Source organism: Chryseobacterium sp. AG844, assembly GCF_003182335.1.
Taxonomy (GTDB): Bacteria; Bacteroidota; Bacteroidia; order Flavobacteriales; family Weeksellaceae; genus Chryseobacterium; species Chryseobacterium cupriresistens.
The window spans coordinates 133,298-154,301 of the sequence record NZ_QGTV01000010.1 but is presented as its reverse complement, the minus strand read 5'-3'; the positions used below and the strand labels follow the sequence as shown (position 1 = coordinate 154,301).

The window sequence follows — 21,004 nt, the reverse complement described above, 5'->3', positions numbered from 1 at the left end:
ACGAATGAAAAAGACCATTAAGGTTGTTTCTGTTCTGGACACAGCCAAATCCTATGAATATGTAGATGAAAACCCTATCCGGGGCGGGGTAAAAGATGTTTATTTTTCGCCTGATAAAGAATATGTAGTTGCTTTTTACCGGAATCCGCTGGATGAAGGACAAAAAGAAAGGATCATGAGAATTGTTTCCACTTATCTGCAAAGTATACAGAGTGGAAATGCTTCAGAATACTTCCTGAACGAAATATTCAGATGGCCTTATGATATTGTTGAAAGAAATAAACTCACAGGAATTGTAGTTCCTGTTTATCACCATAAATTTTATTTTGCCAAAGGTTATATTGGTTCGGATAATATCCAGGGACAGGATAAAGTGGGGAAGTGGTTTACCGCTCCCATGTTCCGGAATCAGCAGTATCCGTTGAGACTGGATCGGTCAGAATTGGGAGATTGGCTGAGCTATTTTCAGATTGCAGTCAATATCAGCCGGGGAGTAAAAAAGCTGCATCAGATGGGGCTTGCACATTCCGATTTATCTTACAATAATATTCTGGTGGATCCTGTTACAAAATCTGCCTGTATCATCGATATTGACGGCCTTGTGGTACCCAAACTCTTTCCACCGGAAGTGATAGGAACTTCTGATTTTATTGCGCCTGAAGTTTTGAAAACCCAACATCTGAAACTTCAGGATCCGGACAGGCATTTACCCAATCAAAAAACAGACCTGCATGCTCTTGCGGTTCTCATTTATATGTATCTGCTGAGAAGGCATCCGCTGCGTGGAGGTAAAATCTGGGATCTGGATTCTGAAAAAGATGAAATTCTGTCCATGGGAGAAAAAGCAATGTTTGTAGAACATCCGCAAAATAATTCCAATCATGTGAAGTCCGATCATCTCAGAAAATGGGATGCATTCTGGGGAGATCCTCAAAAGATTCCATATACCGTTACAGGGCCATATATTTCAGAACTGTTCAGGAAAACATTCGTAGACGGATTACATGATCCCATCAGGCGTCCCACAGCCAATGAGTGGGAAACTGCTTTACTGAAAACAGTAGATCTGATCCAACCATGTCTTAATCCGGATTGTACAGAAAAATGGTACGTCTTTGATAATACGAGTAATCCCAAATGCCCGTTTTGCGGAATACCACATCAGGGAACATTACCCGTTTTAGACTTATATTTTAAATTTGATGATGAGGTCTGGAAACCGGAAAATCACAGGCTCATGGTTTATCATAATCAATATCTTTTCAAATGGCATGTTTCCAGGAAAGTGATACGCAATGAAAATCTGACGATGCAGGATAAAATGCCGGTAGGATATTTTACGTTCCACCAGGGAAGATGGGTATTGGTCAACCAAAGCTTATCAGGAATGAAGGATGTCACAGAACAGAAAGAAATTCCACCAGGCTCTATGGTTGAACTTACCGATGGTAAAAAAATACTGCTTTCCTCAGAAGAAGGCGGAAGATTGATTTACGTAACCATGGCAAACCAGTAAAGACTAACGGGTAATCAAGGCTTGTTTGCGGAGTGTCATTCTGAATGGAATGAAATGTAATTAAGAATCTCACAGATGATCGTGGCTATTTGTGCTCATTTATTTGTGAGATTTGTGTTTAAATCAAAGGGGAACATTCAACGGCTTTAGTCAAAACTTAAAAAAAGCATCTATTGTCTTTCCGTTTCCATAAAATAAGAATACTGGTCTTCCCCCACAATTCTGAACCCAAGACTTTGATAAAGATGCTGTGCTTTATTTGTTTTTAAAACACTTAATGAAACCGTTTTCCCTGCTAAAGAAGCTTCTTCTAAAATATCTGACAAGATCTTTTTTCCAAGCCCTTTGCCCTGTTGACTGGGATCAATCTGAAGCTGCAGAACCTCAATATTGGTAAATGTTCTGTCTACTTTTAACAGCCCGATGGGTTGGTCATCTAAAAAAATGATATTGGCTTTTTCAAACTGATACAGAACTCTTTGCAAAGTTGTTTCCCTGTCGGTAGAAAGCCCGGAATTTTCATAATGAGGATTCATGGTTTTCATTCTGAGATCGAGAAGAAAATCAATATCAGTATCATCAGCTTGTTGATAGCGCAGGTTAAGATTCATATTCAAAAATAAGAAATTAAGCTCTTACTTGAATGCAATTTTCAGTCCTATTTCTTCTTGCATAGGTTAAAGGTTGTAAAGGTTGGAAGCTGGAGGAAGGGAAGCTGGAAGTTACTATTGTGCTGTAGAGAAGTTCTGCATTTTTTATTGTAACTTCTGTTTTTTAAAAAATATTCCAGTCAAAAAACTTCAGATTTTTCACGTCTGCCAGAAACTTCCATCTCCCATCTTCCATCTTCCAGCCTTACACCAGCTCAAAAAAGCCCCTTCTCCCGATTTTAATTTTAGTTTGAGGGATCAACTCCATCTCTTCATTTGCGTCTGTTATTTTAATGGTATTGATCTGAATTCCTCCACTCTCAATCAATCTCCTGATGGCAGATTTGCTAAGGTCATTTTTAAGCTGGTGACAAAGTTCAACAATAGAAATTTTATTTTTGATGCTTTTCAATGAACCAATAGCTACAGGTTCATACACTTTCTCTTCAAAATTTTTATTCTGAAACTGGTTGATAAAGAACTTTTCTGCATCTTCAGCTGAAGTAGAATCATGGTACTGGCTGACGATATTTTTAGCAATGATTTTTTTAATATTCATTGGGTTTTCGCCTTCGTTTAACCGGGAAAAAATCGCTGTTTTTTCTTCCATCGAAAAATCGGTAGTCAGGTTGATAAACTCTTCAATCAAAGTATCAGGAATAGACATGGTTTTTCCAAACATTTCATTAGGCTCATCCGTCAATCCAATAATATTGTTCAGGGATTTACTCATTTTTTCTTTTCCGTCAAGACCTCTCAGTAAGGGCGTACACATGACAATCTGAGCGGGCATTTGATGCACCTCCTGAAGCTGTCTTCCCATCGTGCAGTTGAAGAGCTGATCTGTACCACCCATTTCAATATCACATGCTATTTTTACAGAATCAAAACCCTGAAGAATCGGGTAAACCAATTCATGCATGGCAATAGGTGTATTTTCTGTAAACCTTTTATTAAAATCATTTCGGTGCATCAATTGAGCCACGGTCACTTTTGAAAGCAGTTGAATGACCTCAGAAAAATCAAGAGCATCCAGCCAGTCGGAATTGAAAACAATCTTCGTCTTCTCTACATCAATAACCTTTGAAAGCTGATTGATGTAAGTCTGGGCATTATGCTGAACATCTTCAGCACTTAAAGGTTTTCTTGCTTTATTTTTTCCTGTAGGATCGCCAATCCTTGCCGTAAAGCTTCCTACAACAATAATGATCTGATGCCCCAGATCCTGAAACTGTTTCAGCTTTTTCAATACTACCGCATGTCCCAGATGGAGATCCGGAGCGGTGGGATCAAATCCCAGTTTGATGGAAAGTTTTCTGTTTTCTTTAGAGGCCACAGCCAGTTTTTCTTCCAGACCGTTTTCCGGTAGGATGATAGCCACATTTTCTTGTAATGGATGAATCATGTTGAATAGTTTTAAAATGAAGAAAAGCCCGGACAGGTACTGTCCGGGCTCTATATATACGTTAGATTATTTTTATTGGATTACAGATATAGAAAGTCTTCCCGAACGATAGCCCGGAGTGTAATATTCACTGAAGAATGGAAGACGTAATATACTGTTCAGATGTTTCATTGTGATGCAAATATACAGGGAATTCCTGAGGATCCAATATTTAAACCATTAAGACGCATTGCAGGGTTATAACAAGATTTGTTTTAAAAGAAAAACTTAACCATCCATCAATCTTAATGGCTTAAAATAATGGTTCAAAACAATTTTACTTGCGGTTTTTGAAGCTAATTTCATGCCATAAATTCCTTAAAAATAAAATACAGGACAAAGATGTAAAAACTGTATTTTATTATTTTCTTAGTTGCCTTGCAGAAAGCTTCTGATAAAGGGTAAATAATTCATTTTTCAATAAGTTTTTTAAAGAAAAAAATTAATAGTTGAGTACATATTCAGCGTATAGATTTTTAATCTGATCTTTCCAGATTTCCAGATCTTCGGGAGAAGCTTTATCTGCTTTATCAAAAAATAAATGTCTGATGATTTCCAGCCCTGAATAGATAAAAATGCCATTATCAGAAGTTAGTGTCAATGCTTTATCCATTCCTGTTTTTTCATATTCTTCATGAGATTTTCCATGGGTATTTATAATTACCGTCTTTTTACCTTTCAGGAGTCCTTTCTGTATCCCCTGATCATAACGGTAGGCAAATCCATAGCTGAAAACACGGTCTATGTATCCTTTCATTATCGCAGGAAGTCCGGTCCACCAGATAGGATAGATAAAAGTAATCTGTTCTGCCCACGAAATGTATTCCTGTTCGGTTTTTACATCATCCGAAACTTTTCCCATACGCTGTCCCTGCATATCATCCAGAGAAAGTACAGGATCAAAGCCTATGGTATAAAGATCTCTCACAACAACTTCCTCGTTACGGAGCTGAAGGGTTTCAACAACTGTGTTTAAAAGATGATGATTTAAACTGTTTTCATTAGGGTGCGCGTAAATGATTAAATGTCTCATTGTTTTGATTGTTAAGATTAATAAGACAAAAGTAGTACGACGTACTTTTCAAAAATTGTAAGAAAACGAAACGGTCTATCCGGACCTGGGATTACAGATTTCCTGCTGGAATTTTAAATATTGAGCCGGAGAAATGTTGATAAAATGCCTGAAATCATGGATGAGCTGGCTCTGGTCATAATAGCCACATTCATCAATGATCGTAAACCACTTGACAGGGTTTTGCCTTTCAGTTTCCTTTTCAATGATTTGTATAGCTTTTAAAAATCGATTGTAACGGTTAAGTTCTTTTAAAGAATAGCCAAACTGCTCTTTCTGCTTTCGCTGGATGTTTCTTTCTGTCTGCTGAGTCTGTTCTGCAATTACTTTAACGGGATTTAACAGATCATTCTCAAAACTGCTCAAAAGCTGTCCTGTAATGTCCCGATCCTGCAGATAAGGTTTACAGAATTCAAGAATGTAATCTACCTGTTTTGTGACTGAATCTAAGCTTTTAAGCTGATGCCAAAGGTCTGTAAAACAATTTTCTTCCAGCAGTTCATCCGGATGTTTTACCGATTGTTCAATAGATATTTTTCCAAAAAATCTGAAGAAAGCATCATCCTTAAAATTGGCAACCAAAATAGAGCATTCTGCGGGAAGTGTATATTCAAAAGCTTGCCTCACCGGCCCGAACACCATACATTTATCTATCTGTATGATGGTTTTTTCACGGCTAGACATTGTAGCACTTTCTCCGAAGCAGAATAGTAAAATAGTCTGATAAGTAGGCCGCAGTGTTTTGGTAACCGGATTTTCAGAGGTATTTTCCGCAAAATAAAAATGAGTAAATACATTTTCAAATTCCTGAGAAACTGAAATTCTATACTCTTTGTATTCAGAATGTAATTCCATAAGCCTGAAATTAAGCGATAAGGTTTTTGATCATTTTAAAATTGGTCAAAGCTACTCCTTTTACATAGACCGTTTTTTCCTGAACAACCTGAAAGCCTGCTTTTTCAAAAAATGGCCTGGCTGTTTTGCTTACATCTGCAGTAACCTTCGTTTCATGATTCAGCAAAGCTTCTTTTTCAATCTGACGATAAAGCATGGTTGCGATACCTTGATGCTGATGATCTTTGTGTACAAAAAGCAGATCAATATAATTTCCGTGATCAAGCGTACAAAAACCAGCAATCTTATTTTTTATGACCGCGATCAAAACATATTGATCACGGATTACTTTCAGCCATCTCTCCTCATTCTGAGAGCCGGATTTCCAGGCTTCAAGCTGTTGAGTATCATAGTCTTTTTTACATACTTCATCTATGGTTGCCGTAAAAAGCTGCAGCATTTCCGGAAGATCATCACTGACTCCTTTTCTGATGATGATTTGAGTATCTGATGTAAAGTTGTTCATAAAGCTTTTGCTGTTCTTTAATCTGATGTCAGAAAGTTTCATAAAAAAGCAAGCAGTTCCTCATCGTAAAAGGAAACTGCCGGCTATGTTATAGTTTTTATCCTGGTTCAATACTATAAAAGGCAATTATTGAATGCAGGATGTTACATAAACCGCATAATTTTCTATTCCTGCTCAAGCTTGATGATAGATCCCTTGTAAAATCTGGTCAGATCATAAAGATCGGTAAAGTAATGCTGAAGATCCGGGATGATGGCAGGATCAAAATCTTTCAAGCCACATTGGTCTTCTGCCATAAGGTACAAAGACTGGTTATCCGGTTTCAGATATTCACAAAGGATATTATCAGAATTTTGTTTTCTGTTGATCATCTCTGTCAGAAATATTCCGTAGATCAGAAATTGATTGAAATTTTTAGCATCCACAATATAATTCATGTCCTGTTTCAGCAGTTTTTCATAATCGGAAAGGATCTGAAGGAAATTTTCGGCATGAACGGTTGTTGGAATTTCATAAAAAAGATCAATACCATTGATGAAAAGCTGTGTTTTGGTCTCTTCGTGATCTGAAGAATATACTTTGTGAAACCATTGAAAAATAAGCAGAAGCTCTTCCTGAGTAAGCTCTTCAACAGAACTTTTTACTTTTTCTTTAATGGTTTCAAGGCTGTTTTTCGCTTCAGGCTGAAGAAATTTCAGAATATGTTCTTCTTCACGGCTGAGCTTATTGTACAAATTAATTTTGGCAATAGTGGGATTGGTCTTGATGAAATATAGTTCTTCCGCCATAGTTATTTACCAAATTAGATTTCAAATGGTTGTTTAAATATACAAAATATGCATCAACTGTATTAAAAAAAATAATATGCAATGAATGGTATGCTATTGTGCTGTTTTTTGCATTGCAATTCTGTTTCCTTCCGGGTCTTCGAACTCTGCTGCAGCAAATTCATATTTTCATCAATTCTTTTGGGGTAAAAAACAGAACCTCCATTTTGAACAGATTGTATTGATCTTCTAAAATAATTTTTATCTCAATTTTAAAAATAGATAGACTTATCTATTTTTTATCTACATTTGTAAAAATTTTCAAGATGAAAAAGGAAAAAGTACGTGAAAGGATTATCAGGGTTGCTTCAGATCTGTTTTACAAACAAGGGTATAATTCTACAGGAATCAACCAGATTATTGCGGAAGCTGATATTGCCATTGGGTCTTTATACAATCATTTTTCCTCTAAAAATGATCTTCTCCAGGCTTATCTTGTTAAAGAAGAGCATGAATGGTTTGAAGGATTTGAAAACAGTACATCCAAAATTTCAGACCCGAAAGAAAAGATTCTTGCACTTATTGATTACCGGAAGAAACTCCAGCAGACTTCAAAGTTTGCAGGCTGTCATTTCATTAAAATTGTTTCTGAAACCGGAGAGGGAAATCCTGCCGTTTCTGCTTTTGCAAAACAACATAAAGAAAAACAAAAAGAGCTGATTAAAGCAATCGTTAACGAATACACAGCAGAAACAAAACTGACAGATCCGGATGTAGTAACAGAAAATATTTTCCTTTTAATAGAAGGAGCGGTTGTTACTTCCACAATCAACAGACAGAACGATTCATTTGATCAGGTGAAAAAAATGATACAGGGCTTATTACCTTAATTTTTTAAATTATTGAAAATAGATATATCTATATAAAAATGAAGCGTAAGTATTTGAAATTATTGGTAGTGCTATTTGGTCAGTTGCTGACAATTATGGATATTTTTATCATTAATGTATCCATACCTTCCATACAGCGTGATCTTCAGGCTTCCAACGGAGAAATGCAGCTGATGATTGCAGCTTATCTTATCGGTTTTGCTTCTTTACTCATTACAGGAGGGCGATTGGGTGATCTGTACGGGAGAAAAAAGATCTATATGATCGGGTTATTGGCTTTTATGATAAGCTCGGTGGTGTGCGGATTTTCTGCAGGAGCAGGTCAGTTGATTATTTCAAGATTTGTACAGGGAATCAGTGCAGCAATGATGGCGCCCCAGGTACTTTCTATGATACAGATTCTGTTTCCTGATCATCACGAACGGACCAAAGCGATGGGCGGGTACGGGATAACCATTGGGATAGGAACTGTTTTGGGACAGTTTCTGGGTGGTTATTTTTCGTCTCTGAGCATGATGGATGAACCCTGGAGACTCATTTTTCTGATCAATATTCCAATTGGCCTGCCGGCAGTTTTTCTTACCTTGAAATTATTGGAAGAATCTAAAATTCCTGTGAAACAGTCCTTTGATGTGGCGGGTGTTCTGATTCTTTCTGCAGGATTGTTCTGTGCTACTTATGCTTTAACCACATCTGAGCATGAAGGGCTGCATTTCAAAAATGTTTCTTTAATGATTATTTCTGGCGGGATTTTATTCACTTTTATAAAAAATCAGAAGAAAAGAATTCACAATAATCGTTCTTATCTCATTGATTTTGAATTATTCAGATTTAAAAATTTTAATCTCGGAATCATAGCGGTTTCTTTCTTTTTTATTATGCTGGATTCCTATTTTTATATTTTGTCCCTTTTCTTTCAGAACGGACTAAAGATCAGCCCGTTGGATGCAGGGGAGATTATTGTTTTTCAAGGGTTAGGTTTTATCCTGGCATCGTTCGTTTCTGTAAAACTGATTTTGAAGTATGGAAAGAAATCCCTGATAGCAGGACTTAGCTGTATTATGGTTATCCTAATCCTTCAATTGTTTTTATTCAATAGGCAGACGAATTTTCCTGTTTTTTGTCTGCTGTTATTTTTACATGGAATGGGAATAGGATCAGTTATTCCTTCCCTGGCCAATATAGCCCTGTCCGGAATGTCTGAAAAGCTGATTGGCAATGCCTCAGGTGTTTATAATACCTTTCAGCAGATTGCTGCCATTATCGGAATTGTTGCTGTAGGAAGTGTTTTCTATTATTTTCTTGGAGAAAAACCTGATGCACAACATTATCACAATGCTTTCTCTGTTGCTTTGCTGATTAATATTCTCTGTCTGATTTTGGTAATGATCTGTATTCTTAAAGTTCCGGATCATGTTCTTCCTGAAGTGAAGACTAGGAGATAAAACCGACTTGTTTTTAAGGTTATTTTGATGAGGTTTTCATTTCATGTAAAGTTGCTTTTGCGATATTTTTAGTCACTTCAGTAGGAGAGTGGCAGTCGCAGTTGCTGAGCCCAATGACATAAACATCTTCAGCAGGAACATAAACTGCCATACTTTTAAATCCGAAGATACTTCCTCCGTGTTCGCGGTCAGAAATTCCATTGATGGCTTTCAAATGCCACCCATAGCCATAAGTAAATTCTTCACCATTATTCAGTTTGTATTTCTGAAAAGCCTTTTGGGTTTCTTTTGAATTCAGTAATAGATTTTGGCTTAAAGCCTGCTGCCATTTCAGCATATCATCTGCTGAAGACATCAGTGATCCGGAAGAAAACGGAACAGTGAAACTGATGACGGTTTTATTTACAAATTCCTGTTCTTTTTTGTGATATCCGTAAGCTCTTTTGGGAATAACTTTTCTGTCGGAAGCATAATAAGAATGAGTCATTCCCGCTTTTTCAAAAATATTTTTCTTAATAAAATCTTCATAAGAAGTTCTTGAAACAAGCTCGATGATATATCCCAAAACGATATAGCCGGAATTGTTGTAATCAAACTTCTCTCCGGGAGCAAAATCTACAGGTTCATTTTTGAAAAAATTCACCATTTCTTCAGGTTTCATTTCTTTCTGAGCAATGGAAGAAATAGACTTCATTTTTGTAAAATCTTTAATTCCTGAAGTATGGGTTAGAAGTTGATGAATAGTGATCTTATCTCCGTTGGGATAATCTTTGATGTATTGGGAAACAGGATCATCAACATTAAGTTTTCCCTGCTGCTCAAGCATCAGAATTGCTATTGCTGTGAATTGTTTAGTCATTGACCCAATTTGGAATACATTATCCGGTGTCATATCAATGCTCAGTTCAAGATTGGCTTTCCCAAATGCTTTCCGGTACAGATTTTTTCCGTTCTGACTAATGAGAAAAACACCACCAGGCTCATTTTTATTCCCGAATTCAGTCTGGATAATGCTGTCAATCTTCTTTTCATATCCTTTTGATAGTCTTTGAGCATGAGTTGTATTGCTTAAAAATGAAAGCACAACAAGAGGGGTTATCAGTTTTTTAATAATCATATCTATGTATTTTGTTATACAAAGATATAATTTATTTTGATTACTATGTTATACAATATAGTTTGATGTGTTCTATTTGTAAAATTTTAAAATTGATTATCTAAAAATTATTTCAATACAGAGATCAGTAACATCATAGGCCTGCGGAGTTCTTCTTTCATTTCCGGAATTTCTTTCAACATCTCTTCGCCTGGTTGAGGTTCAATAATTTCTTTGATTTTAAAACCTGCTTTTAATAATGTATTTAAATAAGAAGTTAAAGTACGGTGATATTTGATGACATGTTCTCCCAGAAAAGTAGTGTTCCTTTTTCCTTCCACAAAATAACGGTCTACCGGCCAGCAGGTTTTTTCACCATTTTTATCATATACCCAATCCTGACCGCCTTCTGCCGTGAAAACAGGATGCTCTACCGAAAATATAAATGATCCGCCGGAAACAAGCCACTTATGAATATTTTGAACGCTACTATCGAATGATTCTATATAATGCAAGGTGAGAGAGCTCAATATGATGTCAAATTGTTCTGCAGGATAGTCAACATCTTCAAGGGCTTTTCTTTCATATTGAATTCCTTCAAGATTATTGATTTCCATAGCTTTTGCCAGCATTTTTTCTGAAAGATCAATTCCGGTTACAGATTTTGCTCCGTGTTCTATCGCATAGCGGCAATGCCATCCGAAACCACAGCCAAGGTCAAGAACATTTTTTCCCTGAAAATCAGGCAGCATATTTTTTAAGGTGTGCCATTCTCCTGCTCCCTCTAATCCTATCTGAGAACGGAGCATTTTCTCGTATTGATCAAAAAATGAAGGGTTGTCGTATTTATTTTCTTTCATAGCTTCAAAAAATTGGGTTCTTCATTATCTATCTTTGTAAAGGTTTTTAAACTTTGACAAGGATCAAAGACTACTGTTCTTTCTGATATTAATCTCAGATATTCCAGATTTTGAAATATAAATTTACGACAATATCAGAGATGAGAGGTTTCCGATCCCTGAAAAATAAAAGCTGAATGTAGAACATCCAGCTTTATATCAACTCCCGATTAAAAATTTTTAATTCGATTCCGTATACTTTTTGAAGTTATCAAGAATTGCCTGCCAGCCTCCTTTCTGCATTTCTTCAGGATTCTGGCTTTCAGGATCAAAAGCTACATCTACATGGGTTTGGCCATTGTTTTCTTTAAAGTCAACATGTACCTGTCTTCCGTCCGGCATGGTATAGGTAAAGTTTTCGCCTTCTTTTATTTCATTATAAACAGCTTCAAAGTCGAAACCGAAACTTCCGTCTTTTGCTTCCATTCTTGCTGCATATTTTCCTCCGACTTTCATATCATTTGAAGCGGAAGGACATTGCCAGGAAGGATCAGCAAAGTTCCATTGGGTGATATGCTCTGGTTGGGTGTAATAATTCCATACTTTTTGTGCATCTGCATTGATGGCTGCAGAAACTGTGATTTTGTGGCTCATTTTTATGGTTTTAATGTTAATAATAATTCGTCAAGTTTTTCAAGAGTTGCCATCATTCCCTGTTCCATTCCCATTTCGATAATGGTTTCCAGATCAGCTAAGGACTGATAGTGTACAATTGTTTCTACAAGGGTATTTTCATTTTTATCAGTGAAAGTTACTGTCCATTCTGCCTGGGGAAGATGGGTGTTGATTTCTCCTTTTTCATTGCAAAAAGCATCACCTGATGTATAAGAATCTATTGGGTTTATCGTGTGGTAGCTCACCCAGCCCCAGTATTCTGTTCCATTAGGCTCTACCATTGCATAATGCCAGTGCCCGCCTTCACGGAATTCCATTGACTTTGTTTTAGCGGTCAGCGGTTTTGGAGCAAACCAACGGTCAAGAAGTTCACTTTTTGTGTAACAGTCCCAAACCATTTGTCGGTTTGCCATAAATTCACGTCTGATCGTAAGGGTGTTCTTTTCCTTGTCTGCCAGAAAATCGAACTGAAGATGATGTTTCATAATAATATTTTTTATAGTTTTTTGGGATTAAAATGATGAAAATATGAGGTTTTACATTGCTGAATTTTATTTCTGCTGGCTTTTCAATGTTGCCAGTAAGGTATCAAGCTGCTCGAAACGGCTTTCCCAAATCTTTCTGAACTGTTCCAGCCAATGATCTATTTCTTTCATTTTATCAATTTCTAAAAAGTAATAAATTTCTCTTCCCTGGTGATTCTGGGTTACCAATTCACATTCCGTTAGAATTTTCAGATGTTTTGAAACGGCCTGTCTGGTGGTATCAAAATGTTCTGCGATGGCATTGGGTGTCATCGCCTGTACTGCGATCAGTGCAATAATAGCCCGGCGTGTGGGATCTGCTATAGCCTGAAAAATATCTCTTCTCATAAACGATGATTTTTAAATGAAGCCATATGGTTGCAAATATATGTGCAACTTTTCGGTTTCGCAATTTTTTTTGATAAAAATTATAAATCAAAAACTAAGAAATAATAGTTGATATCTGTTAATTGGTTTTAGACCAGTTGTTTGTAATGGGTTTGAGCAGTTTTTATTTTTTATTTTCCCGCATCGCTTTGATCAATCTGTCATTTCTTTTGTCAGCTCTTTCATTGTTTAAAGAAAGGACTGCCCATATTGCTGCAGGAAGCCATCCGATAAGGGTAATTTGTAAAATCAGACAGATGATTCCGGTGAAAACTTTTCCCCGGACGATAAAAGATAAAAAGGGTAATAATATAGCCAGTAACATGATTGTAATTAAAATGATTTTTAAAGGGATTGCGGATCAAAATATGCTTTAAAAGTAAGAGGATCTTCAGTTTTATCCTCAGCTTTTTCAAGATATTCAAGATACTCTTCCTGATGTTTTCCCATATAAACAAGCACAATGGAAAGATTGACAAACAGATTTTTGTCTTCAGAACCTAAATTTAATGCTGTATTTAAATATTCCAGTGCTTTTTCATTTTCTCCCATATCGGAATAAACAGCACCCATATTAATTAAAGCCGGAGTGTTGTCAGGCTCAGCCAGTAAGATTTCATCCAGTTCCCTGATCAGCAGATCGTTTAAAGTATCCCAGTGATCTTCGTTTTCCCATCTTTTGGCCTGAAGTTTTTTTACGTTTTCTAATCTTTGTTTTATCGTGCTCATTATTTAAAATTACAAAATGGATCGCTTCCTGTACAAATTTAGCTTTCCTGGAAAAAATAGGTTATTTTTTACAGAATTAAAAAAGTTATTCTTTGAGTCCATCCAGTATGGCAGCTTTCAGTATTTCAATATTAATATCCTTTAAAGCTTTAAATTTAATACAATATCCCGTTACACCAGCTTTACCTATCTTTTCTCCGTACGTTTTTGACAGGTAAGTTTTGTTACTGATATTCATAATATAAACGGAAATTCCTGCAGTATTGGCACTCATCCCAATCTGGTAAAAATCTCTGGTCTTTCCGTCAGCATATTGTAATGTATAAAATCCATATCCGATATTAGGATTGGAAACTGTTTTATTTTCATTGTTTTTACCATCCAGAAACCACAGCTGGCATTCCGGTATGAGTTCCACAATAATGTTGTGGAGTTCCTGCATATCATTGCGTTTCAGTTCCGGCTGACTGTTGATATAGTCCTGGATTTGTTCTTGAATGGTCATGGATCAGGAATTATTTTGAGGTTTTCGAGCGGCTAATTTAAAACAAAAAGAACAGCAAACGCTGTTCTTTTATTGTGTTTTCTGATCTATGGGATCAATTCTTTCATTGTTTTCTCTGTTTTCAGCAGTTCACCATCTGGAATCTGATGATGAAGATAAGTGAAAAGCAAATTGGTTACCCAGCTATTTTCAATCTGATGAATATGGTAAGAGCAGATCAAACCAAAATCATCGGAAATATAAGCGGGAAGATCTGAAGAGCCGGTGGTTCTGAAGGTGGAAATAAAAATTTCCTTCCGGATATCACTTATTTTGTCTTCTGTTTCCTCATCTAAAGATTTTTCTTCAATTGCCTGATAGGCTTTCATCCATTCATCAGAAAACTCTGCAGAATCTCTGTTGTCAAGAATTTCATCAATCTTTTCAGGAGTTATACGTTCAAAAACTGTTTTTAAAGATTGATTAAAAACAGCTTCTAACTTGTTGATTTCTTCTGTCATAATTTTCAAGGTATATCCTATCCAAATGCTCTTTTCAACAGGCTTTCCACTTTAGGCTCACTGCCTCTGAAACTTTTGTAAAGCTCCATTGGATCTTTTGTTCCGCCCGAAGAAAGCAATACTTTATATTTGGCTGCAATCTCAGGATTGAAAATTCCGTTTTCTTTGAAATACTGGAAAGCATCAGCATCCAGAACTTCCGCCCATTTGTAAGAATAATATCCTGCCGAATATCCTCCCTGGAAAATGTGAGAAAAGCTTGGGCTCATCGCTGTTTCAGAATTCGAAGGATAAAGAGTGGTTGCTTTGGTATATTTATCTTCAAACTCTTTTACACTTTCATGTTCCAGTTCTGCCACTTTAGTGTGATAATTCATGTCCAGAAGTCCGAAACCTAGCTGTCTTAAAGTCTGGTAACCTTCCATGAAATTTTTGGACTGCTCAATTTTTTCAATTTTTTCGTCAGGAAGAACTTCTCCTGTTTTATAGTGTTTTGCAAAAGTTTTCAGGAACTCAGGCTCATAGCAGAAGTTTTCCAGAAACTGTGATGGAAGTTCCACAAAGTCCCATTTCACAGAAGTCCCGGAAAGAGTAGGGTATTGAGTATCCGCCATCATTCCGTGAAGAGCATGCCCGAACTCATGGAAAAGAGTCGTCACTTCCTGGAAGGTCAATAAGCTAGGGGTATCTTTTGTCGGTTTGCTGAAGTTGCAGACAATTGAAATATGTGGACGGGAATTTTCGCCGTTTCGCTTATACTGGTTTTTGTAGCTGGTCATCCATGCGCCGGCTCTTTTCCCTTTTCTCGGAAAATAATCAACATATAATAATGATTTGTAATTTCCGTTCTCTTTTACTTCATATACCTTTACATCTTCATGATATTTCGGAATGTCGTTTCTTTCCTCAAATGTCAGTCCGAAAAGTTCTCCAGCCAGCCCGAATACAGCATCCTGAACCTGATGTAATGGAAAATAAGGTTTTAATTCTTCATCATTAAGATCAAATTTCGCCTTACGAAGTTTTTCAGCATAAAATGCGTGGTCATAACCTTGCATTTCTTCAATTCCGTCGGCTTTTGCTAAAGATTTTAATTCTTCAATTTCTTTATCAGCATAAGGTTTTGCTTTGGTAAGAAGTTCATTTAAAAAATCGAAAACTTTCACCGGAGACTTGGCCATTCTTTCTTCAAGAACGAAATCAGCGTAGTTTTTATATCCTAAAAGTTCAGCTTTTTGTTGTTTTAAATTCAGAAGTTCTTTAATCAAATTCTGATTGTCAAATTCACCACCGTCGAAAGATTTTTTACCATTGGCCAAAGCCAGTTCCTTTCTCAGTTCACGGTTTTCAGCATACGTCATGAACGGGATATAACTTGGATACTGTAACGTGACCACCCAACCGTCAAGGTTTCTTTCTTTGGCTTCTTCGGCATATTGATCCATGATGGCTTCAGGAATTCCTGCTAGATTTTCCTTATTGGTGATATGTTTAAAATAAGCATTGGTAGAAGCCAGAACATTTTGTCCGAACTGTAAAGATTTTACAGAAAGATCCATGCTGATTTTCTTTAATTTTTCTTTGTCTTCCTCATTCAGTAAAGCTCCGCTTCTTACAAAACCTTTGTAGGTCTCATTCAAAAGCATTTCCTGTTCCTCGTTAAGATTATATTTTCCCTTTTCATCATATACTTTCTTGATTTTGTTGAAAAGAGCCTCGTTTTGAGAAATTTTTGAAGAATATTCCGTTAAGATCGGAGAAACCTCCTGGGCAATCTGCTGGATCTCATCGCTGGTCTCTGCCGAATTTAAGTTGAAAAAAATATTAGAAACCACATCCAGCTGTTCTCCCGAATAGGCCAAAGCTTCAATAACATTTTCGAATGTGGGAGCATCAGGATTGTTGACAATAGCATCAATTTCCGCTTCAGATTTTTGAATTAAATCTTTAAATGCAGACAGATAATCTTCATTTTTAATACTGTTGAACGGAGCCGAATGATATGGAGTGTTAAATTTTTCTGTTAAAATATTCATTTTTTTGATCTTTTTTAGATAAGGTAAATTTAATGATTCATCGGGAATCACAGCTGAAACGCTCAAAAATAATGCCTTACTGGTGTGGTATGACAAAAATACCTTATCTTTAATTAATCTTGTCATATGGAAAGAAGGAGTGATCTGGGAATATTTAATTTTGAGAACAGATTTAAAAAGTCATCATTAAATAAGTAACCTTAAATATACAGACTATGAAAACACTCTTAAAAATTATCGGTATTATCATCGTACTGATTCTTATCTATGCTGTCATTGCCATGCTGGCTTTCAGTAAAGATTATCACTATGAAAAATCAATTGTCATTAATGCTCCAAAGGAAAAAGTATGGCAGCATACCAGCTCTTTACAAGCATACAATACCTGGGATCCTTTTTCTAAAGAAATCAAAAATTTTTCTGTCACTTATTCAGGTGCGGGTAACCAGCCTGGCAACTCTTATCACTGGAAAGGTGACGGCAGTGAAGGAGAACAGTCTATCACAGAAATTATCCCGAATGAAAAACTGGGAACCCAGCTTCATTTCATACAACCTTTTGAGGGAACTGCTAAAAGTAATATCATACTGACTCCTGAGGGCAGCGGTACAAAAGTGACCTGGATGATAGATAATGAGCTGAATACCATGATGAAAATCATGAAGCCTATGATGGACAGTAATATGGACAAAATGTTTAGCCAGGGACTGGGAGATTTGAAGAAACTTGCTGAAAAATAATAGGAAGCCTTGTACAATGTACAGGGCTTTTTTATTAAATTCTTTTTACCCATCATGTTGATTGAGGAAGCGTTATTTTGTGTTAAGTCATTGAAATATTATTCTAAAAATATTATCTTTATATAAAGAATAGATTATATGGAGAAGATTGTATTTGAAAAAAGTGATATCAGAGACTTTGTGAAGACCACCATCGCAGAGAAAATTGAAAAATTGAAAAACTTTATAGAATTTACCCTGGAAGCGAGCCGCGATATTAAAAAGACACCAAAATATGACAGCATGAGAGAAGAGATGCAGGAGGAAATTTATCAGATGCAGCGGCAGCTCGGAGCATTGAATGATCTTAGGAGGAATATGGCAAAAGTTCTCAATACAGCTACTGTAAGAGTGCAGCTCGGCTCACTGGTCATTACCAACAAGGCCAGGTTTTATATTTCAGTGTCATTAGGAGAGTTCTTTTTTGAAGGAGACCGGTTTTATGCCATTTCTCCTGAAAGTCCTATGGCAAAAAAAATGATGGGAATGAAACCCGGAGACGAGTTTACCCTGAATAAAATCCATCAGAAGATTGTAGAGGTACTGTAAATAAGATTCAGCGATATCTCTTTTCAAGCATACAGTTATTCATCAGGATAAGGATTAACTTCAGATTTATATTTGAAGTTTTATTTTTATTTAGTACCTTGTTATGCAAAATACTATACTATGAAATTTGAACAATTAAGAAAAGGCAGAATTAATCAGTGGATCATTATTCACCTTCGTTATCTCGTAGGCTCTGCTTTTTTCCCATCAGGTCTAATAAAGCTTATGGGAGAGAGGTTTACCAGAATTTCAACTGATAACCCGATAGGATATTTTTTTGAAGCTTTATATCAATCCGGATTGTATTGGAATTTTTTAGGACTGGCACAGGTGGCAGCCGGAATTTTACTGATGACACAGCGCTTTGCAACACTGGGAGCATTGATGTTTCTGGCTATATTGAGTAATATCTGGGTTATTACCCTCAGTCTTTCCTTTTCGGGAACCTGGATAATCACCTCCTTAATGATGGTTGCCGTACTGATATTGGTCATTTGGGATCAACATAAACTGCTTCCTGTTTTTAATTACAATAAAGCAAGTACGGTGAAGGAATATCCGGATCCTGACAACAGATGGATCATTGCCGGGGTAGTATATTCCATAAGTTTTATTGTGTTATTTATGCTGAACCCGGCAAAAGGGCAAGTCTATGAAAAATGGCTGAGTATTCTGATTACTTTAATCATTGCCGCAACATTTATCGTAAGCAATTATCAGGCGTATAAAAACCGTAAAATGGCTGTACATCCTTAACATTTTAAAATGAAGATTGAATTTCATGTTGTAAATTTGCAGGTATGAGTAAAGCAACCATTTTAAAAGAAATTATAGAGGAGAGAAGAAGTATTTTCCCGAAAGATTATACTGATGCGGAAATTCCTCAGGAAGTTTTGGAGGAAATTTTACATGCAGCAACATTGGCTCCGAACCACAAACGTACCAAGCCATGGCGTTTTAAAATCTTCAAAGGGGATGAAAAAACTAAGCTGGCAGCAGAAATGCAGGCTATCTATAAAACCAGTACCCCCGAACAGCTTTTCCTGGAAAAAAAATACAATGATATTGGTTTCAAAATCAATAAAGCTGATGTAGTGGTTTCCATTGTTGTCAACTTCAGCGGTATGGTTCCGGAATGGGAAGAAATAGCAGCTACTTCAATGGCAGTTCAGAATATGTACCTTACCTGCACTGCAAATAATATCGGGTGTTACTGGAGTTCTCCCAAGATTGTAGACGAACTGAAAGAATCTCTTACTATTGAAGAAAACCAGAAATGTCTGGGGCTTTTCTATATGGGTGAAGTCTGAAATGAAGAATATTTACAGAAATTATAATGAGGAAGATCTGCATGCCGCTTATGTTCATATGACAGATCATACTGGAAAAGTCAATGATGAGTTGCGTGAGGCCATCAGTCAGAAATTCAATTATGATGAATTTGTAAAAGCAGCAGAATACAGAAAAATAGTAGTTAAAGAAAAAGGAAGAATTTCTTTTGAAATACACAAAAGGGTACAGAAGGGAGAAAAGATGGATGTTATCCTTGAAAATATATCTTCAGAAATAATTGGCAGCAGCGATTTAAAGATTTTTATTCTGAATAAATTTGATCAGTTTTCAAAAGTCAAAGAAAATGATAAGATAGATGAGAAAATCATTTTTAAAAGTCTTTTAGGGCTTATCATAGCTTCTGTAACCGGGAGTCTTTTTTTTAAGGCTGTGCTTACATCTACCGGGCAGTTTTCATTTTTTCTACTGGTGCCTGCGTATATCATCAACTATTTGGTGATCTATGGGATTACAGGAAAAACAAGAGATAATTTTGTTGTTTTTATGGCAGTTTTAATTTCTGTGATTATTTCAACAGTATTCTCTTTTGCACTGATTAGTTAAAAAATAATGAATTTTATAAAACTTTTTACTCAGAGCTCTTTACTTCAAACTTTTTTACTATCTTTGCACTCTTAAATATTTAACTGGGACGAGTTCCCGTAAAATTCAAACATTATGTCAGTAAAAATCAGATTACAAAGACACGGTAAAAAAGGAAAACCTTTTTTCCACATCGTGGTTGCAGATTCCAGAGCTAGAAGAGATGGTAGATTCATCGAAAAACTAGGTACTTACAACCCAATTACTAACCCGGCAACTATCGAATTGAACGTTGATTCTGCTGTAAAGTGGTTAAACAACGGTGCTCAGCCTACTGATACTGCTAGAGCTATTTTATCTTACAAAGGTGCTCTTTACAAAAAACACTTACAAGGTGGTGTAGCTAAAGGTGCTTTTGACGAAGCTGAAGCTGAAAAAAGATTCAATGCTTGGGTAGAAGCTAAAGATGCTAAAGTACAAGGTAAAGTAGAAGGTTTAGCTACTGCTAAAGCTGATGCTAAGAAAGCTGCTTTAGAAGCTGAAGTAAAAGTAAACGAAGCTAGAGTTGCTGCTGCTGCACAAGCTGAAGCTGATGCTAAAGCTGCTGAAGAAGCTGCTAATGCACCTGCTGAAGAAGTTGTTGCCGAAGCTACAGAAGGAGAAGCTCCTGCTGCTGAAACTGAAGAAAACACTGAAGCTTAAGAACAAAACCTGTTATGCGTAAAGAAGATTGCTATTTTTTAGGAAAAATCACACGCAGACACGGACTTGCGGGTAACGTTATCCTTAAATTGGATACCGATCAACCCGAGCTTTACAATAAATTGGAATCAATATTCGTTGAAATCAACGGATTATTGGTTCCATTTTTTATTGAAAAATCATCATGGAGCAAACTGGATGCTCTGAATCTTGCATTCAAAAACTCTTCTGAAGCTATGGTAGATCAGGTGCTGGGTAAAAGTGTTTACCTTCCGCTTGCTTCACTGCCTAAACTTTCAGGAAAACAATTCTATTACCACGAAATCATCGGATTTGAAATTCTTGATCAGAATGATAACAACTGTGGCGTGATCAGATCTGTGAACGATCAGACAGCACAGGTGTATTTCATTACCAATCTGGATGGAAAAGAAGTGGTTATTCCAATGATCAAAGACTGGATTCTTGAGGTAGACAGAGAAGAAAGAATCATCAAAATGGAACTTCCTGAAGGTCTTATTGATGTTTTTCTAGTTCCTTCAAAAAAAGACGAATAGCTTTGCAATAAGCAATAAGCAATAAGCAATAAGCAATAAGCAATAAGCAATAAGCAATAAGCAATAAGCAATAAGCAATAAGCAATAAGCAATAAGCAATAAGCAAT

Annotated in this window: 26 protein-coding genes; 10 read left to right on the top strand and 16 right to left on the bottom strand. The window is 36.4% G+C overall.

From position 1 onward, the window contains the following. Nucleotides 1-4 precede the first annotated feature (4 nt). Entirely contained in the window at nt 5-1,516 is a 1,512-nt protein-coding gene (locus DEU40_RS12230) for a helix-hairpin-helix domain-containing protein (protein WP_110010088.1), read from the top strand. 170 nt (nt 1,517-1,686) lie between these two features. Here the strand turns inward: DEU40_RS12230 and DEU40_RS12225 are convergent, their stop codons facing one another. The 6 genes from DEU40_RS12225 to DEU40_RS12200 form a co-directional block, all read right to left on the bottom strand. Further along, on the bottom strand, nt 1,687-2,127 hold the full coding sequence (locus DEU40_RS12225; protein ID WP_110010087.1) for a GNAT family N-acetyltransferase: 441 nt from the start codon (nt 2,125-2,127) through the stop codon (nt 1,687-1,689). Between the two features lie 244 nt (nt 2,128-2,371). Further along, entirely contained in the window at nt 2,372-3,571 is a 1,200-nt protein-coding gene (gene tyrS / locus DEU40_RS12220) for a tyrosine--tRNA ligase (RefSeq protein WP_110010086.1), read from the bottom strand. A gap of 481 nt (nt 3,572-4,052) precedes the next feature. Further along, nucleotides 4,053-4,643, bottom strand: coding sequence for an NAD(P)H-dependent oxidoreductase (locus tag DEU40_RS12215; RefSeq protein WP_110010085.1), 591 nt, complete (start codon nt 4,641-4,643; stop codon nt 4,053-4,055). 75 nt (nt 4,644-4,718) lie between these two features. Continuing rightward, entirely contained in the window at nt 4,719-5,537 is an 819-nt protein-coding gene (locus tag DEU40_RS12210) for a helix-turn-helix domain-containing protein (RefSeq protein ID WP_110010084.1), read from the bottom strand. A gap of 10 nt (nt 5,538-5,547) precedes the next feature. Then, the gene (locus DEU40_RS12205) at nt 5,548-6,084 is read right to left on the bottom strand and encodes a GNAT family N-acetyltransferase (RefSeq protein ID WP_228406506.1); all 537 of its coding nucleotides are present in this window, start codon (nt 6,082-6,084) and stop codon (nt 5,548-5,550) included. 122 nt (nt 6,085-6,206) lie between these two features. After that, nucleotides 6,207-6,830, bottom strand: coding sequence for a hypothetical protein (locus DEU40_RS12200; RefSeq protein WP_110010083.1), 624 nt, complete (start codon nt 6,828-6,830; stop codon nt 6,207-6,209). A gap of 305 nt (nt 6,831-7,135) precedes the next feature. On the opposite strand from DEU40_RS12200, the gene DEU40_RS12190 reads away from it, so the two are divergent. Next, entirely contained in the window at nt 7,136-7,699 is a 564-nt protein-coding gene (locus DEU40_RS12190; protein ID WP_110010081.1) for a TetR/AcrR family transcriptional regulator, read from the top strand. A gap of 38 nt (nt 7,700-7,737) precedes the next feature. Next, nucleotides 7,738-9,144 carry an MFS transporter gene (locus DEU40_RS12185; protein WP_110010080.1) on the top strand — a complete coding sequence of 469 codons (1,407 nt, stop codon included), beginning with the start codon at nt 7,738-7,740 and terminating at the stop codon, nt 9,142-9,144. A 19-nt stretch (nt 9,145-9,163) separates the two neighbouring features. On the opposite strand, the gene DEU40_RS12180 is transcribed toward DEU40_RS12185, so the two are convergent. From DEU40_RS12180 to DEU40_RS12135, 10 genes are all read right to left on the bottom strand, one after another. Next, nucleotides 9,164-10,261 (bottom strand): serine hydrolase domain-containing protein, encoded by a 1,098-nt coding sequence (locus DEU40_RS12180; protein WP_110010079.1) that lies wholly within the window; start codon nt 10,259-10,261, stop codon nt 9,164-9,166. 107 nt (nt 10,262-10,368) lie between these two features. Then, on the bottom strand, nt 10,369-11,100 hold the full coding sequence (locus DEU40_RS12175) for a class I SAM-dependent methyltransferase (protein ID WP_110010078.1): 732 nt from the start codon (nt 11,098-11,100) through the stop codon (nt 10,369-10,371). Nucleotides 11,101-11,319: 219 nt separating this feature from the next. Beyond that, entirely contained in the window at nt 11,320-11,733 is a 414-nt protein-coding gene (locus DEU40_RS12170) for an SRPBCC family protein (protein WP_110010077.1), read from the bottom strand. Between the two features lie 2 nt (nt 11,734-11,735). Then, entirely contained in the window at nt 11,736-12,239 is a 504-nt protein-coding gene (locus DEU40_RS12165) for an SRPBCC domain-containing protein (RefSeq protein ID WP_110010076.1), read from the bottom strand. Between the two features lie 66 nt (nt 12,240-12,305). Then, complete coding sequence (locus DEU40_RS12160) at nt 12,306-12,626, bottom strand: ArsR/SmtB family transcription factor (RefSeq protein WP_047378845.1); 321 nt, start codon at nt 12,624-12,626, stop codon at nt 12,306-12,308. Nucleotides 12,627-12,789: 163 nt separating this feature from the next. Next, nucleotides 12,790-12,990, bottom strand: a complete 201-nt coding sequence (locus DEU40_RS12155; protein WP_228406505.1) for a YqaE/Pmp3 family membrane protein — start codon at nt 12,988-12,990, stop codon at nt 12,790-12,792. 20 nt (nt 12,991-13,010) lie between these two features. Continuing rightward, nucleotides 13,011-13,394 carry a tetratricopeptide repeat protein gene (locus DEU40_RS12150; protein WP_110010074.1) on the bottom strand — a complete coding sequence of 128 codons (384 nt, stop codon included), beginning with the start codon at nt 13,392-13,394 and terminating at the stop codon, nt 13,011-13,013. Between the two features lie 85 nt (nt 13,395-13,479). After that, the gene (locus tag DEU40_RS12145) at nt 13,480-13,899 is read right to left on the bottom strand and encodes a DUF1801 domain-containing protein (protein ID WP_110010073.1); all 420 of its coding nucleotides are present in this window, start codon (nt 13,897-13,899) and stop codon (nt 13,480-13,482) included. An 86-nt stretch (nt 13,900-13,985) separates the two neighbouring features. Next, on the bottom strand, nt 13,986-14,399 hold the full coding sequence (locus DEU40_RS12140) for a hypothetical protein (protein ID WP_110010072.1): 414 nt from the start codon (nt 14,397-14,399) through the stop codon (nt 13,986-13,988). A 17-nt stretch (nt 14,400-14,416) separates the two neighbouring features. Continuing rightward, a complete protein-coding gene (locus DEU40_RS12135; protein ID WP_110010099.1) occupies nt 14,417-16,435 on the bottom strand; it encodes a M3 family metallopeptidase in 2,019 nt (672 codons plus the stop codon). Nucleotides 16,436-16,650: 215 nt separating this feature from the next. Here DEU40_RS12135 and DEU40_RS12130 point away from each other — a divergent pair, with 215 nt between their 5' ends. The 7 genes from DEU40_RS12130 (at nt 16,651) to rimM (ending at nt 20,897) form a co-directional block, all read left to right on the top strand. Beyond that, nucleotides 16,651-17,175, top strand: coding sequence for an SRPBCC family protein (locus DEU40_RS12130; protein WP_110010071.1), 525 nt, complete (start codon nt 16,651-16,653; stop codon nt 17,173-17,175). A gap of 138 nt (nt 17,176-17,313) precedes the next feature. Further along, nucleotides 17,314-17,763: a hypothetical protein gene (locus DEU40_RS12125; protein ID WP_110010070.1), complete on the top strand. Its 450-nt coding sequence runs from the start codon at nt 17,314-17,316 to the stop codon at nt 17,761-17,763. Between the two features lie 120 nt (nt 17,764-17,883). Next, the gene (locus DEU40_RS12120; protein WP_110010069.1) at nt 17,884-18,519 is read left to right on the top strand and encodes a DoxX family membrane protein; all 636 of its coding nucleotides are present in this window, start codon (nt 17,884-17,886) and stop codon (nt 18,517-18,519) included. A gap of 44 nt (nt 18,520-18,563) precedes the next feature. Next, on the top strand, nt 18,564-19,073 hold the full coding sequence (locus DEU40_RS12115) for a nitroreductase (RefSeq protein WP_110010068.1): 510 nt from the start codon (nt 18,564-18,566) through the stop codon (nt 19,071-19,073). Further along, complete coding sequence (locus DEU40_RS12110; protein ID WP_181397964.1) at nt 19,024-19,659, top strand: hypothetical protein; 636 nt, start codon at nt 19,024-19,026, stop codon at nt 19,657-19,659. Before DEU40_RS12115 ends, DEU40_RS12110 begins: the two co-directional genes overlap by 50 nt. Nucleotides 19,660-19,773: 114 nt before the next feature. Next, nucleotides 19,774-20,340, top strand: coding sequence for a 30S ribosomal protein S16 (locus DEU40_RS12105; protein WP_062673921.1), 567 nt, complete (start codon nt 19,774-19,776; stop codon nt 20,338-20,340). Between the two features lie 14 nt (nt 20,341-20,354). Further along, nucleotides 20,355-20,897 (top strand): ribosome maturation factor RimM, encoded by a 543-nt coding sequence (gene rimM / locus DEU40_RS12100; protein ID WP_110010066.1) that lies wholly within the window; start codon nt 20,355-20,357, stop codon nt 20,895-20,897. Nucleotides 20,898-21,004: the final 107 nt, after the last annotated feature.